This is a genomic window from Woeseia oceani (genome assembly GCF_001677435.1).
Lineage (GTDB): Bacteria > Pseudomonadota > Gammaproteobacteria > Steroidobacterales > Woeseiaceae > Woeseia > Woeseia oceani.
On sequence record NZ_CP016268.1, the window covers coordinates 1,289,683 to 1,304,434 of the forward strand.

Here is a 14,752-nt window from a genome sequence, read left to right on the forward strand (position 1 = left end):
GCGCCGAATCCTCGTAATGCCATAATATGAAACTCATGCCCATAATATGGTGCCACTATGATGCGTGATCCACGTCCTCCGCAGGGTGCTCAGTCAGCACTCCGCGCTATTCGTCTTCTGAAGTTGTTTACGCCGGAACGGGCCGAAATGACCCTTGCCGAACTTAGCGCTGCGGCCGAACTGAACAAGACCACCACTCACCGTTTATTGCAGGCGTTGCAGAGCGAGTCATTGATAGAGCGCAACGCGGCGAATAGTGCTTACAGTTTGGGCCCGGGCCTGATGGCGCTCGGTGTCCAGGCGCTCGCGAGCAGCGATCTGCGGCGCCGGGTTCGGCCGTTGTTGCGGGCATTGGCCAGGGACATCGGTGAAACGGCAACGCTGGAAGTCCCGGTCGAAAACAGCATGCTGATACTCGACGAGGTGGCAGGCGGTCACGTCATTTCAGCCGCAGGCAATATTGGCACGCGCTGGCCGCTACACGCGACGAGTACAGGCAAAGCCTGGCTCGCTTTTGACAATGACGGGCTGGCGCGCCTGAGTGACAGCTTGCCGCCGCTCACGCGACGAACACTGACCCGGAAAGCGGCTTTTCAGCCGGAATTGACGCGCATCCGTCGTTGCGGATACGCGGTAACAGTGGATGAGCTTGAGGACGGTTTCACAGCGATTGCTACCGTGATTCGCAGTGGTTTGGGCGAAGTACAAGGTGCGTTGTCGATTGGGGGTCCCACGCAGCGACTGGGGCCTGCCCGGCGTGCGGAAATCGGTGCGTCATTGTGCAAGGCAGCCATTCGCCTCAGTCCGGAGTACTAGTGCAGCCAAACAGCGTGTTAGTATCGTTCGCGGTTAAACGAAAAGAAGAAAAACATCAGCCGAATAACCGCAGTTTTCTTTTTACTAATTGCCTTTTCTGCTGCTCAGGCGGAAGGGCCGGTTGTCAGTGCACCTGACCTTGCGCTGAACAATGTTGCGTTTGACGTCGCGATAGACGGGGTTGCCTCGTCGACACCGGTCAGTTTGCAGGTCGGTAGCTATCGCGCCGAGAGTGTCAGTACGGCCGAGGGCAGCGTACTTTTCACGGATGTCGTCATTGCCGAATCCGGCAACGCTGAAATCTTAGTTCAGGTGGCAGGAATGCCTACGGTCTCGCAACCTTTGCGAGTGTTGCCCGGCTGGCTGTCCGTAACCCCACCCTTGATAGCCATCCTGATGGCGTTGCTATTGCGCAATGTCATTCCTGCCTTGCTGGTTGGGATTTGGCTGGGGGCCGCGGCCTTGCGGTCTTTCACTCCGCAAGGCATTTTCACTGGCCTGCTCGACAGCTTTCAGGTTTTCGTGGTGGGTGCGCTGGCGGACGCTGATCATGCGGCGATCATACTGTTCTCAATGATGATAGGCGGCATGGTTGGCATCATCACCCGCAACGGGGGAATGGCCCGTATTGTCGAGATGTTTGTCAGCCGTGCGAAAACTGCGGTCAGTGGTCAGGTGTCGGTCTGGTTGATGGGCTTGATGATTTTCTTCGACGATTACAGCAACACGCTGGTCGTCGGCAATACCGCAAGGCCATTAACCGACCGATTGTCCATATCACGCGAAAAGTTGGCTTATATCGTTGACTCGACGGCCGCGCCGGTCGTGTGCATTGCGTTGATTACGACCTGGATCGGTTACGAAGTGGGGCTGATCGGCACTGCACTCGAACAGATTCCGGCTATCGACGCGCCGGCATACACCGTGTTTCTAAATTCCATTCCCTATAGCTTCTACCCGATTTTCGCCATCGTATTCGTGTTGGCGGTTGCGGTCAGTGGCCGGGATTTCGGGCCGATGTATCGCGCTGAACAACGGGCTCGCGCTGGCGAGGTGGCGCCGCTCAGTAGCGAAGAGTTGCCCGCCATGCAGGGCGACAATCTGGAAGCCAAACCGGATGTGCCGTTTCGTGCGTGGAATGCGTTCGTACCCTTGCTGGTAATGATCGCGACATTGTTGATCGGGCTTTACGCCACCGGCAGCGGCGATGAACTGATGGACATCATCGGCTCTGCAGATTCGTACAAGGCGATGCTGTGGGCTTCGCTGCTTGGCGCACTGACGGCCGCGGTAATGAGCGTAGCACAACGCATATTAACGGCTGAGGAAACAGTGGATGCCTGGTACGGTGGCGTGCGCGCGATGTTGTTCGCAATGATTGTTCTGGTGCTCGCCTGGGCGCTGTCGAGCGTGACGGAAGCCCTGCACACAGCTGATTACCTGGTGTCGATATTGGCCGATTCGCTGCCGGCACCACTGGTGCCCGCCACGGTATTTCTACTGTCGGCAGTTACCGCATTCACCACCGGCACCAGTTGGGGCACGATGGGCATACTGATGCCGCTGGTAGTGCCGTTGACCTGGGCCGTGATGGGCGTGTCCGGTATGCAGGACCCCGAACACATGCATCTGCTGTATTCCGCGATTGCCTGCAATCTGGCCGGTGCCGTCTGGGGCGATCACTGCTCGCCGATTTCAGATACAACGGTGCTGTCGTCAATGGCAAGCAGTTGCGATCACATAGAACACATTCGTACCCAGATGCCTTACGCACTGCTGGTTGGTGGCGTGGCCATGGCGGCGGGCACGATACCCGGAGGTTACGGAGTGTCGCCACTCATTTCATTGCCAATCGGTGTGTTGTTGCTTATTGGTGTCTTGCGCTATTTCGGTCGCGTCGCCGGTCAGGAACCGGCGACGGGAGCATCGGGCTGACGTTCAGGAACGGCCTCGCTGAATGCCGGCAGTTGCAGGCAATGCGCGTCAATTGAGGTCAGCAACGGGTAGGGTGCAAGGTCAACGTTGAATCGTCTTGCGTTGTACATTTGTGGGACCAGCCATGCATCGGCCATCGTCGCGGAGTCTCCGTAACAGAACCGGCCATCGCTACCGGATCGTGCGACGAGTTTCTCCAATGCCGCAAAGTTGCGGCCAATCCAATGTCGCGTCCATTCGGCAACAGCATCGTCGTCAGCGCCGAAGCTGCTACGCAGGTGATTGAGTACGCGCAGGTTTTGCAACGGATGTGTATCACAGGCAATAAGCGCAGCCATTTCACGTACCCGCGCACGACCGTCGGGGTCGCTCGGTAGTAAGGCCGGGTCGGGGTAACGTTCTTCAAGGTATTCAGCGATCGCCAGTGACTGGCCCAATGACAACTTACCGGTCTCCAGGACCGGCACCAATCCCGTCGGGTTGCGCTCGAGAAACTCAGCTTTGGATTGTTCGCCGCGGTTCAGCATGACGGGCTCGAATTCCCAGCTGATTTTCTTCAGGTTCAACAGAATTCTGATTCGGTAACTCGCGCTGCTACGGTAATACCCATACAGTTTCATAGGAAAATTCACATCTCTTCAGGTGGTGGAAAGGACGGCACGGCGGCGAATAGTTTAACGTTTCAGGAGCGCGGCGTCTGACTGATAAATAGGCTAAACTGCTGCATCCAGTTATTTTTTTAATACTCAAAATTGAGGACACACGATGCGTAGCCTTGTTTCACTCATTGTATTGCTGATGGCGTTGCCGTCAATCGCCGACGAACAGACCGAACAGAAAGTCCGTGACGCCATGACGTCGTCCGTAAGGACTGAAGCGGAAATTGCACGTGATGCCAATCGCAAGCCGGTCGAGACACTGGCGTTTTTTGGATTGAAAGACGATATGCGTGTGCTCGAGCTGTTACCCGGGGGTGGCTGGTACACGAAGCTGCTGGCACCGGTACTGCGTGATAAAGGTGAGCTGTACGTGTCAATCGGCACGAATAGCGTCAGCAGCAATCTGATGACACAGGACGGCTTTGATCACATCAAAGTTTTGGACATTGATGCCGCGATGGAGCGTTCTGGTCCTTTTGGCACCAATAACATTGGGCCATTTGATTTCGGCGTTAAAGGCCTGGATCTGGTGGTTACTTTCCGCAACATGCACAACTTCACGCCCGAAGGCCGCGCCAACATCAATGACGCGGTATTCAAATCACTCGCCCGTGGCGGACTCTACGGCGTGATTGACCATAGCCGTCGGCACATGGAACCGTTGTCTATGGAAACACGCCGACGTGCCGATGTTGTTGAGATCATCAAGGAAGTACAGGCTGCCGGTTTCGAGCTCGTGGACTACAGCGATCTGCATTTCCGCCCGGATGACGAGCTTCGCTACGAAGTTGGTCGTCGCACCGTGACCGGCAATACCGATCGCTTCACGTTGTTGTTCAAGAAACCCTGAAACAGCGAGCGGGCAGGGCATCGACAGCCCTGCCCGCCGTCAGGTGGTGTACAGGAACGTCGGGTCTGACGTATCCTAGACCTTCCGGGCAAAAATGCCTGACGCGACCAGGTTCAGGCCATTTTGGCCCTATATGTGTGCAAAACCCGTAATCGGAATTCCGTCGGATCGGCGTATCGTCGAGCCGCACCCGTTCCATATGGTGGGCGAAAAATACATCTCGGCGATCGTTGACGGCGCTCGAAGTCTGCCGGTCTTATTGCCCGCGCTGGGTGGTCGGCTGCCTGCCGGGGAGTTGCTAACGGCAATCGACGGTCTGTTCCTGACCGGTAGCCCGTCGAACGTTGAGCCGCATCACTACGGTGGTTCGCCCAGCCGTTCGGGCACCTTGCACGATCCCGCGCGGGACGCCACGACGTTGCCCCTGATCGACGCCGCGCTGGCGGCCGGCATGCCTGTCTTTGCCGTGTGCCGTGGTTTTCAGGAACTGAACGTGGTGCTTGGTGGCTCGCTGCACCCGTTTGTGCACGAAGTGCCGGGCTATCACGTGCACAAAGAAAACCCTGCTGATCCGCTCGATGTTCAGTACGCGCCGGCCCACCCCGTCAAACTGGTTGAGGGTGGATTGCTGCACGCATTGGCCGGTCGAGGTTCTGTGATGGTGAACTCATTGCACAGTCAGGGCATCGCCCAACTGGCCAGTGATGTGCGCATTGAGGCATTGGCAGACGATGGCTTGGTTGAGGCGTTCAGTGTTGACAAGTACAACAGTTTCGCACTGGCGGTGCAGTGGCACCCGGAATGGCGCGTGACCGAGAACGAATTTTCCATGGCAATGTTTTCCGCATTCGGTGATGCGTGCCGCGATTTTGCGCAACGACATCGATAATCTGTGCAACAACAACGACGTACTTAAAACAATAAAGCAATCAATCCAAGGTGCCCGGAAAGTGGCACATGAAGGTGTAACGTGGATGACAAGGAGTTATTTCAAAATTGGTTCCGGGAACATAAAACGGAGGATCTAGAGGCCTTCGTTCCGGACATGGCCGGCGCCGCAAGAGGCAAGTTATTGCCCGCGGACAAATTTGGCAGAGGTGAGATGAAATTGCCCGAAGGCATTTTCGCTCAGACCGTTTCCGGCAACTATGTCGTAAACAAATCCAATATCGAAGACCGGGATATGCTGTTGGTACCTGATTTCGCAACATTGCGACCGGTACCGTGGGCCAGCGATCCGGCGGCATCCGTATTCATGGATTGCCAGCGCAAAGACGGATCGCCAGTTAATACTTCCCCCCGGCAGGTCCTGAAGAACATCGTCAAGTTATACAGCGACAAAGGCTGGACGCCGGTGGTCGCACCCGAAGTCGAGTTCTATCTGCTGAATCCGCACTCTGATGCGAACGCGGAAGTGGAACCGCCGGAGGGCAGGCTTGGCCGAACTGAAACGGCCAAACAGCCCTACAGTATTGACACGATGAATGATTTCGATCCGTTCATTAACGACGTTTATCTCTACTGCGAAGAACAAGGCATTTCGATTGACACGCTGTCCCAGGAAATGGGGCCAGCCCAGTTCGAGATCAACTTCTTGCATGGCGATCCAATCACGCTTGCCGATCAGGTGTTCCTGTTCAAACGCACGATTCGTGAAGCAGCAATCAAACATGAAATGCACGCGACTTTTCTTGCACGGCCAATGTCAGAGGAAGCCGGCAGTGCATTGCATATCCACCAGAGCGTCATCGACAAGGACGGCGAGAATATATTCTCGAATTCGGATGGGTCGGCCAGTGAATTGTTTTATTCCTACATCGCGGGCCTGCAGAGGTACGTGCCCGAGGCTTTGCTAATGTTTGCACCGTATCCCAATTCCTATCGGCGTTTTCTCAGCTACTGGGCATCACCGATCAACCTGGATTGGGCAGTCGACAACAGGACGGTCGGGCTGCGAGTGCCGGATTCTGCACCCGCAGCACGCCGGGTTGAAAACCGGCTTGCCGGCGCGGACGTCAACCCCTATCTGGCGATAGCGGCTACACTGGCCTGCGGTTACCTTGGCATGACCGAAGGCTTGTCGCCGACGGAAGAAACGACAGGCAGTGCCTATGACAAGCCGTTCGGTTTGCACCGACACATGTTCTCGGCGATTGAGGCCTTTGAAAGCAGTGACGCGCTACGCGCGACCCTGGGCGATTCGTTTGTTTCGCTGTACACGGCGCTCAAGTACGAAGAAGTGACGGAATTTGAACAGATCGTGACTCCGTGGGAGCGCGAGGTCTTGATGTTCAACGTCTGATCGATCATTGCACCCAGCCTTTAGTGAGACCGTCAGGATGTGAAATCACACTGCCGAACGGTTTCACTATTGGCTAACATGATTCGCATAACTACCTACCCAATTGAGGATCCGGACTATGGCAATTGCCGATAGCCGTCAAGGCAGTGAATGGAAAGACCTGGACGGTCGCCACTACTTGCACCCGTTTACCGACCACAAGTCACTGGCCAAGACCGGGAGTCGCATCGTTACCCGTGCCGACGGTGTCTATATTTTCGATGCCGACGGCAACAAAATTCTTGATGGTATGTCCGGGCTCTGGTGCGTGAATGCGGGCTACGGTCGCGACGAACTGGTCGATGCCGCTGCAAACCAGATGCGGGAATTGCCGTACTACAACAGCTTCTTTCAGTGCGCTCATCCGCCGTCAATTGAGTTGTCGCGCATGTTGCAGGAAATCACCCAGCCGCAATTCAATCGGGTTTTTTACACGGGCTCAGGTTCCGAATCGATCGATACCATGATTCGGATGGTGCGCCACTACTGGGAACTGAAGGGCGAGCCACAACGCAAGACCCTCATCGCGCGGAAAAACGCCTACCACGGTTCGACAATTGGCGGCGCCAGCCTTGGCGGGATGAAGCCGATGCATTCTCAAGGCGGGCCAATGGTGCCGCGCATTGAACATATCGATCAGCCGTACTGGTTTGGCAGCGACCGTTCGTTGTCGCCGGACGAATTCGGTCTGCAGGCTGCGCAGTTGTTGCGCCAGAAAATTGAAGCGCTGGGGCCGGATCAGGTGGCGGCTTTTGTGGGTGAGCCTATACAGGGGGCGGGCGGAGTGATTATTCCGCCGGACAGCTACTGGCCCGAGATTCAGAAGATTTGCGACGAGTACGGCATCCTGTTGGTGACCGATGAGGTCATTTGTGGCTTTGGTCGACTCGGGCAATGGTTTGGCGCGGATTATTTCGACGTCAAACCCGATCTCATGACGTTTGCCAAAGGTGTCACCTCCGGCTATCTGCCGCTTGGCGGTGTCATGGTCGGTGACCGGGTTGCGGACGCGCTGATCGACAAGGGCGGCGAGTTTTACCATGGCTATACTTACTCGGGGCACCCGGCGGCTTGCGCCGTCGCAATAGAAAATATACGCATCCTGCAGCGGGAGAATCTGGTGGAGCGCGTGCGCGATGACATCGGCCCCTATCTGGCAGAGCGCTGGCGCACGCTCGCAGAACACCCCATCGTTGGTGAAACGAGGATGGTTGGATTGATGGGTGCGCTGGAGCTGGTGGCCGATAAATCGAGTCTCGCACGGTTTGACGAAAAAATAGGCGCAGGCACCCTCTGCCGTGATTTTCTGGTGAACAACGGGCTTGTCATGCGCGCCGTAGGAGATACGATCGTGGTTGCTCCGCCATTGACGTTGAGTCATGAAGAGGCGGACGAGCTGATAGGCAAAGCCTGGAAGTGCCTCGACCTGACGCAAAAGGCGATCGCGGCTTAACAGCGGAATCGCAACGGAGTTCATGCATGGACAAACGGGCTGGCGACCACGCGATTTTACGCAGTGATCTTTACGGCACTACGCCTGAGCCAACTTTCGCCGGTGCTTTGTCGTTCATGCGGCGCAAGTACAGCCGCGATCTTGAAGGCGTGGATCTGGTAGTGAGCGGTGTGCCGCTCGACACGGCAACGACCAACAGGCCGGGTGCCCGGTTCGGACCCAGGGCCATCAGGGCGGCGTCGTCGATCATGGCCTGGGAACGGCCATACGGCATGGAGTTCGACCCTTTCGACGTGCTGGCGGTCGTTGACTACGGCGACTGTTTTTTTGATCACGGTCGCCCGGATACGGTGCCAGAGGTCATCGAGAGACACGCGCTCGAGATCATTTCACAGGGGCCGGGTTTGTTGTCTCTCGGTGGCGATCATTTTGTCTCCTACCCCTTGCTGCGGGCGCACGCGGAAAAATTCGGCGCGCCACTATCGTTACTGCATTTCGATGCGCACAGTGACACCTGGGAAGATGACGAAGGCCGGATTGACCACGGCACGATGTTTTACCACGCGGTCCAGGAGGGCTTGGTCGATCCCGAGCATTCTGTGCAGATCGGGCTGCGAACGCGCAATGCCGATACGCTCGGTTTCCAGATTCTTGACGGTCCGTGGGTGCAAGACAACGGGATTGACGCTGTCGTTGATGCGGCGCACGCGATACTGGGCGAGCGCCCGGTATACCTGACGTTTGATATCGACTGCCTCGACCCGGCATTTGCGCCCGGCACTGGTACGCCGGTGTGCGGCGGTCTCAGCACCTACCAGGCGATCAGTATTCTGCGCGGCATGCACGGCATTAACCTGATTGGCGGTGACGTCGTCGAAGTTGCACCGGCTTACGATGTTGGGGAAATAACCGCATTGGCCGCGGCGCACGTGGCGATGGAAATTATCGGTATCTACGCAGCCGCCAACAGCTAGCGTCGTTCTAAAAGCTCGGCGGGGTGCAAGCGGAGACCAGCAGGCATTCAGAGCTGCCGGTATTGCGAAAGCGATGCGGCATGCGGCTGTTGAAGCGATAGGCGTCGCCGACTCCCAGTGTCTGTACCTGGTCGCCGACCGTAACCTCCAGGCGTCCCGAGAGGATGATGCCACCTTCCTCAGCATCGTGACTTAACATCGACTTGCCGGTGTCAGCGCCAGGCTCGTAGCGTTCGTAAAGAATCTGCAACTGGCTGCCACTCAGGTCGCTACCGACCTGGCGAAAGCTGATCGGACCGCTGCTGATTTCGCTCAGCTCCTCGGCGCGAAAAAACACTTGTTCGCGGGAGCTGCTGTCTTCGGCAAAGAACTCTGAAAACGATACGCCCATGGCAACGAGTATGCGCTTCAGCAAGCCCATCGACGGGTCGCTTTGTCCTGATTCGATGAGGGAAACAGTCGCGTTGGATACGCCCGCCATCGCGGCGAGTCGACGTTGCGACAGGTGATGCGAATGGCGAAGTTTCTTCAAACGCAGCCCAATTTCGTCCATGCGCACGTGCCTCTTGTTGAATCGTTAAAAATAATAAACGAAAGTGGCACGTAGTCTATATAAAACAAGTAGTTAATATCAATCGTTTAAATATTGTTAACTCCCGAATGCAGGAGTACCCTGAGCCACCATGCAGTACACAGAACCTCATACCGCTTCGTACTACGCAGCGACGAGCCACTGGCAGACCGATTACCCGCGCCTCGATGGAGATGCGAGTTGTGACGTGGCTGTCGTTGGTGCGGGCTTTACCGGTGTCTCGGCGGCGCTCAGTCTTGCCGAACGTGGCTACAACGTCATCCTGCTCGAGTCACATCGCGTGGGCTGGGGTGCCTCAGGACGCAATGGCGGGCAGCTGATTGACGGCTTCGTCGAAGTCGAAAAAATCGAAAAGCGCTTAGGGCATCAAGCGGCAGAGATTGCCTACGGAATGGGTCTCGAATGCCGGGACCTGGTGCTCGAGCGGATAGAGCGCTACGGCATTGATTGTGATCTCAAGTTCGGCTATCTGGATCTGGCGCTGAACGACGGTGATATGGCGTATTTCCGGTCAGAGATCGAACGCAAGGAGCAACGGGCCTACCCTCACGCGATGACACTGGTCGAGAAGGCCGATATTCCACGTTATATTGGCTCCGAGCGTTATGTCGGCGGGCTTGTCAATCGCGGCAATGGTCACCTGCATCCGTTGAATCTGTGCATCGGCGAGGCTCGCGCCGCGGAGCAATTGGGTGTGCGCATCCATGAGCAGACTCCGGTTACCCGCGTGTTGCACGGCGCCAGCCCCAAAGTGGAAACGCCATTTGGCACGGTCAGCGCGAACAAAGTCGTTCTGGCCGGCAACGCTTATTTGGGGCGCAGCGAACGACGGTTATTTGGCTCTGTCATTCCTGCCGGTAGCTACATAATTGCTACCGAAGCGTTAGGCGACGAGCAAGCGACAACGCTGCTGCCCGAAGACATGGCCGCCTGCGACCAGCGCGTGGGTCTGGACTATTTTCGCTTGTCGGCTGACAAGCGCTTGTTGTTTGGTGGTCTGTGCAATTACTCGGGGCGTGACCCGAGCGACATCGGCGCGACGTTGCGGCCGAATATGCTCAAAGTATTCCCGCAATTGGCCGATGCAAAAATCGAGTTCCAGTGGGGCGGCAATATTGCCATCAGCATTAATCGTATCCCGCAGTTCGGGCGCATCGAAGACAACACCTGGTACGCGCAAGGGTATTCCGGACACGGGCTTGCACCTTCGCATCTTGCCGGCAAAGTGCTGGCCGATGCGATTGGTGGCGAAATGGAGCAGTTCGACGTCTTCGCGCGTATTCGCCATCTGCGTTTGCCGGGCGGCAAGTGGTTTGCCAATCCCGCGCTTGCACTGGGCATGCTTTATTACCGTTTGAAAGAAATTCTTTAGTCCTGATCCTGAACGTACTCGTCGCGCAGTTATTGCGCGCGACTTGCTTGCGGAGAGTTGGAAATGCCAAACAATACTGCGGAACAACTGGCCACTGAAATGCCGGACCTGCAATCGTACTGGATGCCTTTTACCGGCAATCGGTACTTCAAACAGAATCCACGCTTGATCACCAGCGCAAAGGGTATGCATTGTTATACCCACGATGGTCGCGAGCTGATCGATGCGGTTGCCGGTCTTTGGTGCTGCAATGCTGGGCACTGCCATCCTAAGATTGTTGAGGCAATCAAGGCGCAGGCGGAAACGCTCGACTATTCCATGGCGTTTCAGCTTAGCCACCCAACGGTTTTCGATCTGGCAAACAAGGTCACGGCGATGGCGCCGGAAGGAATTGACTACGCGTTTTTCGTCAATTCCGGATCAGAAGCGGTTGATACCGCGTTAAAGATGGCGCTGGCGTATCACCGGATTCGTGGCGATGCATCACGCACCCGACTGATCGGCCGCGAGCGTGGCTATCACGGTGTAGGCTTCGGTGGAATATCGGTTGGTGGCATATCGCCGAACCGAAAAATGTTCGGAACCATGCTGCCCGGCGTCGATCACCTGCCACATACCCATAATCTGTCAGAGAACGCGTACTCCAGAGGGTTGCCAAAATGGGGCGCGCACCTTGCCGATGACCTCGAGAATATTGTGGCGTTGCACGATGCATCCACGATAGCTGCTGTTATCGTCGAACCCGTTGCCGGTTCCACTGGTGTCTTGTTGCCACCGGATGGCTATTTGCAACGCTTACGCGATATCTGCGACAAGCATGGCATATTGCTGATATTTGACGAGGTGATTACCGCGTTTGGCCGGCTCGGCGATAACTTCGCTTCGAGTCGTTTTGGTGTAACGCCGGATCTGATTACCACGGCGAAAGGCCTGACCAGTGGCACAGTACCGATGGGTGCCGTGCTGGCCAAGAGCGAAATTTACGACACCTTCATGACGGGGCCTGAAGGCGCGATAGAATTTTTCCACGGATACACCTATTCCGGTCACCCTTTGGCAGCAGCGGCCGGTTGTGCAACGCTGGACGTATACAAGGAAGAAGGACTGATCGAACGAGCGCGCAGTATGGAGGGCAAGCTTGAAGATGCCCTGCACAGCTTGAAGGGCGAGCCACACGTGATTGATGTGCGTAACATCGGCATGATCGGTGCTGTGGAACTGGAGCCCATCGCGGGCCAGCCCACTGCTCGTGCGATGCAGGTATTTCGTGATTGCTACGATAAAGGCGTCATCATTCGTACGACGGGCGATATCATTGCATTCTCACCGCCGTTGATCGTGGCGGATGAGCACATTGAAAAGATGATCGAAACTGTACGCAGTTCACTACGCGCACTTAATTGAAAAAGACTAAAGGCAGGCAAGAAACATGGCACAGAAAGCATCCGAACTAAACACCATCCGTCAGGTTCATAACTGGATCGACGGCAAGGTTGTTGAGTCCGCAACCGGGCGCACGACTGACGTATTTGACTCAGCCACCGGCAAGCGCTGCGCGACTGTTGCCATGTCGAGTGTGGACGAGGTTGCACAAGCGGTGGCCTCCGCAAAGCGCGCTTTCGAGACCTGGTCAGTGACGCCGGTGTTGCGGCGTGCGCGAGTCATGTTTCGGCTTCAGGAACTGATCGAACGCGACAAGCACGAGTTAGCTGCACTGATTACTGAAGAGCATGGCAAGGTGTTGCACGATGCGCTCGGGTCGGTGCAGAGAGGGCTTGAAGTTGTCGAGTTCGCTTGCGGTATCCCGCACTTGATCAAGGGCGAGTTTTCTCCGCAGGTCGGCACCGGTGTTGATACCTATTCGCTGCGTCAGCCCCTCGGCGTATGTGCCGGAATCACGCCGTTCAATTTCCCGGCGATGGTGCCGATGTGGATGTTCCCGCTGGCGATCGCCTGCGGCAATACCTTCGTACTCAAGCCGTCAGAGAAGGACCCGAGTTGCTCCCTGAAGTGGGCGGAATTGCTCAAGGAAGCGGGCCTGCCTGATGGCGTGTTCAACGTCGTTCAGGGTGATCACGTCGCCGTTAATGCGTTGCTGGAATCACCGGACGTCGCGGCCGTCAGTTTCGTCGGCTCAACACCGGTTGCAGAGCACGTCTACCGCACTGCCTCCGAACACGGCAAACGCGTACAGGCGCTGGGCGGTGCCAAAAATCACCTCGTTGTGTTGCCGGATGCCGATATGGCCAAGACGGCGGATGCACTGCTCGGTGCCGCGTACGGTTCTGCCGGTGAGCGTTGCATGGCTATCTCAGCCGTAGTCACTGTCGGTGATGCAGCAGAACCGCTGCTGAAAGAACTCTTGCCACGCATTGCCGCATTGCGAATTGGTCCTGGCTCTGACAATAACAACGACATGGGACCTCTGATTACGGCGGAGCATCGGGATAAAGTTCGTTCCTATATTGACCTCGGCGAGGAAGAAGGCGCTACGCTGCTGGTCGATGGTCGAACCCACGAGATCACCAAGTCTGACGGTTACTTCCTCGGTCCCACGTTGTTCGACAATACGACGACGGACATGCGCATTTACAAGGAAGAAGTATTCGGACCGTTCTTGACAATGACCCGGGTCGATACCTTTGATGAGGCGATCCAGATCATCAACGATCACGAGTTTGGCAATGGCACGTCCATCTTTACCCGTGACGGTGATGCGGCTCGGGAATTCGCGAACAGCATCCTCGTCGGCATGGTCGGGATCAACGTGCCGATCCCGGTTCCGCTGGCATTCCACAGTTTCGGCGGCTGGAAGCGCTCATTGTTTGGCGATACATCGGTATACGGGATGGAAGGCGTTCGATTCTATTCGCGTTTGAAAACGGTCACGTCGCGCTGGCCGGCAGGAATCCGCGCTGGCGCGGACTTCTCAATGCCGACGATGTAAGCCTCGTTGCTGCCCCGACGGGTGGTCGGGTGGCAGCCAATACCATTTACATCGCCGTAGAACGGGTCAGGGGACCGGCCCGTTCCACGGTGATGCAAAACCCGGCGTGCGAGCCCGGCCGGCGCGGGTTGCTTGCCCCGCACCGCGCACTTCAGCTGATGGCACTCAATAGGCAGATCTGTTTCCGGCGGGTTCGGCAAGTGCCGTCGCGATGGTATATTAGCGGCCCGAACAGTGGCACGAGTGGCTCATGGATATATCAGGCGAGTACCGGATCGATGCACGTCGCGAGCGCGTGTGGGCAGCGCTTAATGACCCGGAGGTGCTGCAATCCTGTATTCCCGGCTGCGAGGCCATTGAGCAGATTTCAGCCACTGAAATGCGGGCCATGGTAACCGCCGTCATTGGACCGGTAAAAGCAAAGTTCAAGACTCACATCGAATTGCAGAATCTGAATCCGCCTGAGAGCTACACGCTGTCTGGCAATGCAAAAGCCGGCGCAACAGGGTTCGGCCGCGGCAGCGCAGACGTGACGTTAGACGATACCGGCGATGGCCAGACCAATCTAAAATATTCCGCAGATTTTAAAGTCGGTGGCAAATTGGCGCAGGTCGGGTCACGGCTGGTTGCAGGAGCAACGCGCAAGACGGCAGATGAGTTCTTCAGCAATTTGACGAAGCAACTGGGTACGGTCGAGCCGACCGCAAATACTGAAGGACAAACTGTGCCGACATCAAGACCGTACTACGTCACGGTCATTGCGGTCATCGTCGTGCTGTTGATGCTGTATTTCGTACTCGGCTAGTCAGCAGG

Annotated in this window: 13 protein-coding genes; 11 read left to right on the forward strand and 2 right to left on the reverse strand. The window is 56.6% G+C overall.

Annotated elements, in window-relative coordinates; all coding sequences use genetic code 11:
• Positions 1-60 precede the first annotated feature (60 nt).
• Positions 61-816 (forward strand): IclR family transcriptional regulator, encoded by a 756-nt coding sequence (locus BA177_RS05635; RefSeq protein WP_257739303.1) that lies wholly within the window; start codon positions 61-63, stop codon positions 814-816.
• Between the two features lie 321 nt (positions 817-1,137).
• Positions 1,138-2,751, forward strand: coding sequence for a Na+/H+ antiporter NhaC family protein (locus tag BA177_RS05640; RefSeq protein ID WP_197493353.1), 1,614 nt, complete (start codon positions 1,138-1,140; stop codon positions 2,749-2,751).
• Here BA177_RS05640 and maiA read toward each other — a convergent pair.
• Positions 2,721-3,371, reverse strand: coding sequence for a maleylacetoacetate isomerase (gene maiA / locus BA177_RS05645; RefSeq protein WP_068613991.1), 651 nt, complete (start codon positions 3,369-3,371; stop codon positions 2,721-2,723). The two genes, BA177_RS05640 and maiA, sit on opposite strands and share 31 nt — an antisense overlap.
• Positions 3,372-3,516: 145 nt before the next feature.
• On the opposite strand from maiA, the gene BA177_RS05650 reads away from it, so the two are divergent.
• From BA177_RS05650 to speB, 5 genes are all read left to right on the forward strand, one after another.
• The gene (locus BA177_RS05650; protein ID WP_068613994.1) at positions 3,517-4,260 is read left to right on the forward strand and encodes a class I SAM-dependent methyltransferase; all 744 of its coding nucleotides are present in this window, start codon (positions 3,517-3,519) and stop codon (positions 4,258-4,260) included.
• Positions 4,261-4,393: 133 nt separating this feature from the next.
• Positions 4,394-5,149 (forward strand): gamma-glutamyl-gamma-aminobutyrate hydrolase family protein, encoded by a 756-nt coding sequence (locus tag BA177_RS05655; protein WP_068613997.1) that lies wholly within the window; start codon positions 4,394-4,396, stop codon positions 5,147-5,149.
• A gap of 213 nt (positions 5,150-5,362) precedes the next feature.
• The gene (locus BA177_RS05660) at positions 5,363-6,562 is read left to right on the forward strand and encodes a glutamine synthetase family protein (RefSeq protein WP_197493354.1); all 1,200 of its coding nucleotides are present in this window, start codon (positions 5,363-5,365) and stop codon (positions 6,560-6,562) included.
• Between the two features lie 118 nt (positions 6,563-6,680).
• Positions 6,681-8,054 (forward strand): aspartate aminotransferase family protein, encoded by a 1,374-nt coding sequence (locus tag BA177_RS05665; protein ID WP_068614004.1) that lies wholly within the window; start codon positions 6,681-6,683, stop codon positions 8,052-8,054.
• A gap of 26 nt (positions 8,055-8,080) precedes the next feature.
• Entirely contained in the window at positions 8,081-9,028 is a 948-nt protein-coding gene (speB, locus tag BA177_RS05670; RefSeq protein ID WP_068614007.1) for an agmatinase, read from the forward strand.
• A 7-nt stretch (positions 9,029-9,035) separates the two neighbouring features.
• On the opposite strand, the gene BA177_RS05675 is transcribed toward speB, so the two are convergent.
• Positions 9,036-9,581 carry a cupin domain-containing protein gene (locus tag BA177_RS05675; protein ID WP_068614009.1) on the reverse strand — a complete coding sequence of 182 codons (546 nt, stop codon included), beginning with the start codon at positions 9,579-9,581 and terminating at the stop codon, positions 9,036-9,038.
• A gap of 130 nt (positions 9,582-9,711) precedes the next feature.
• On the opposite strand from BA177_RS05675, the gene BA177_RS05680 reads away from it, so the two are divergent.
• The 4 genes from BA177_RS05680 (at position 9,712) to BA177_RS05695 (ending at position 14,744) form a co-directional block, all read left to right on the forward strand.
• A complete protein-coding gene (locus tag BA177_RS05680) occupies positions 9,712-10,992 on the forward strand; it encodes an NAD(P)/FAD-dependent oxidoreductase (protein WP_068614012.1) in 1,281 nt (426 codons plus the stop codon).
• 63 nt (positions 10,993-11,055) lie between these two features.
• Entirely contained in the window at positions 11,056-12,396 is a 1,341-nt protein-coding gene (locus tag BA177_RS05685) for an aspartate aminotransferase family protein (RefSeq protein ID WP_068614015.1), read from the forward strand.
• Positions 12,397-12,421: 25 nt separating this feature from the next.
• On the forward strand, positions 12,422-13,939 hold the full coding sequence (locus BA177_RS05690; protein ID WP_068614019.1) for a CoA-acylating methylmalonate-semialdehyde dehydrogenase: 1,518 nt from the start codon (positions 12,422-12,424) through the stop codon (positions 13,937-13,939).
• A 250-nt stretch (positions 13,940-14,189) separates the two neighbouring features.
• Complete coding sequence (locus BA177_RS05695; protein WP_068614022.1) at positions 14,190-14,744, forward strand: SRPBCC family protein; 555 nt, start codon at positions 14,190-14,192, stop codon at positions 14,742-14,744.
• The last annotated feature ends 8 nt before the right edge of the window (positions 14,745-14,752 follow it).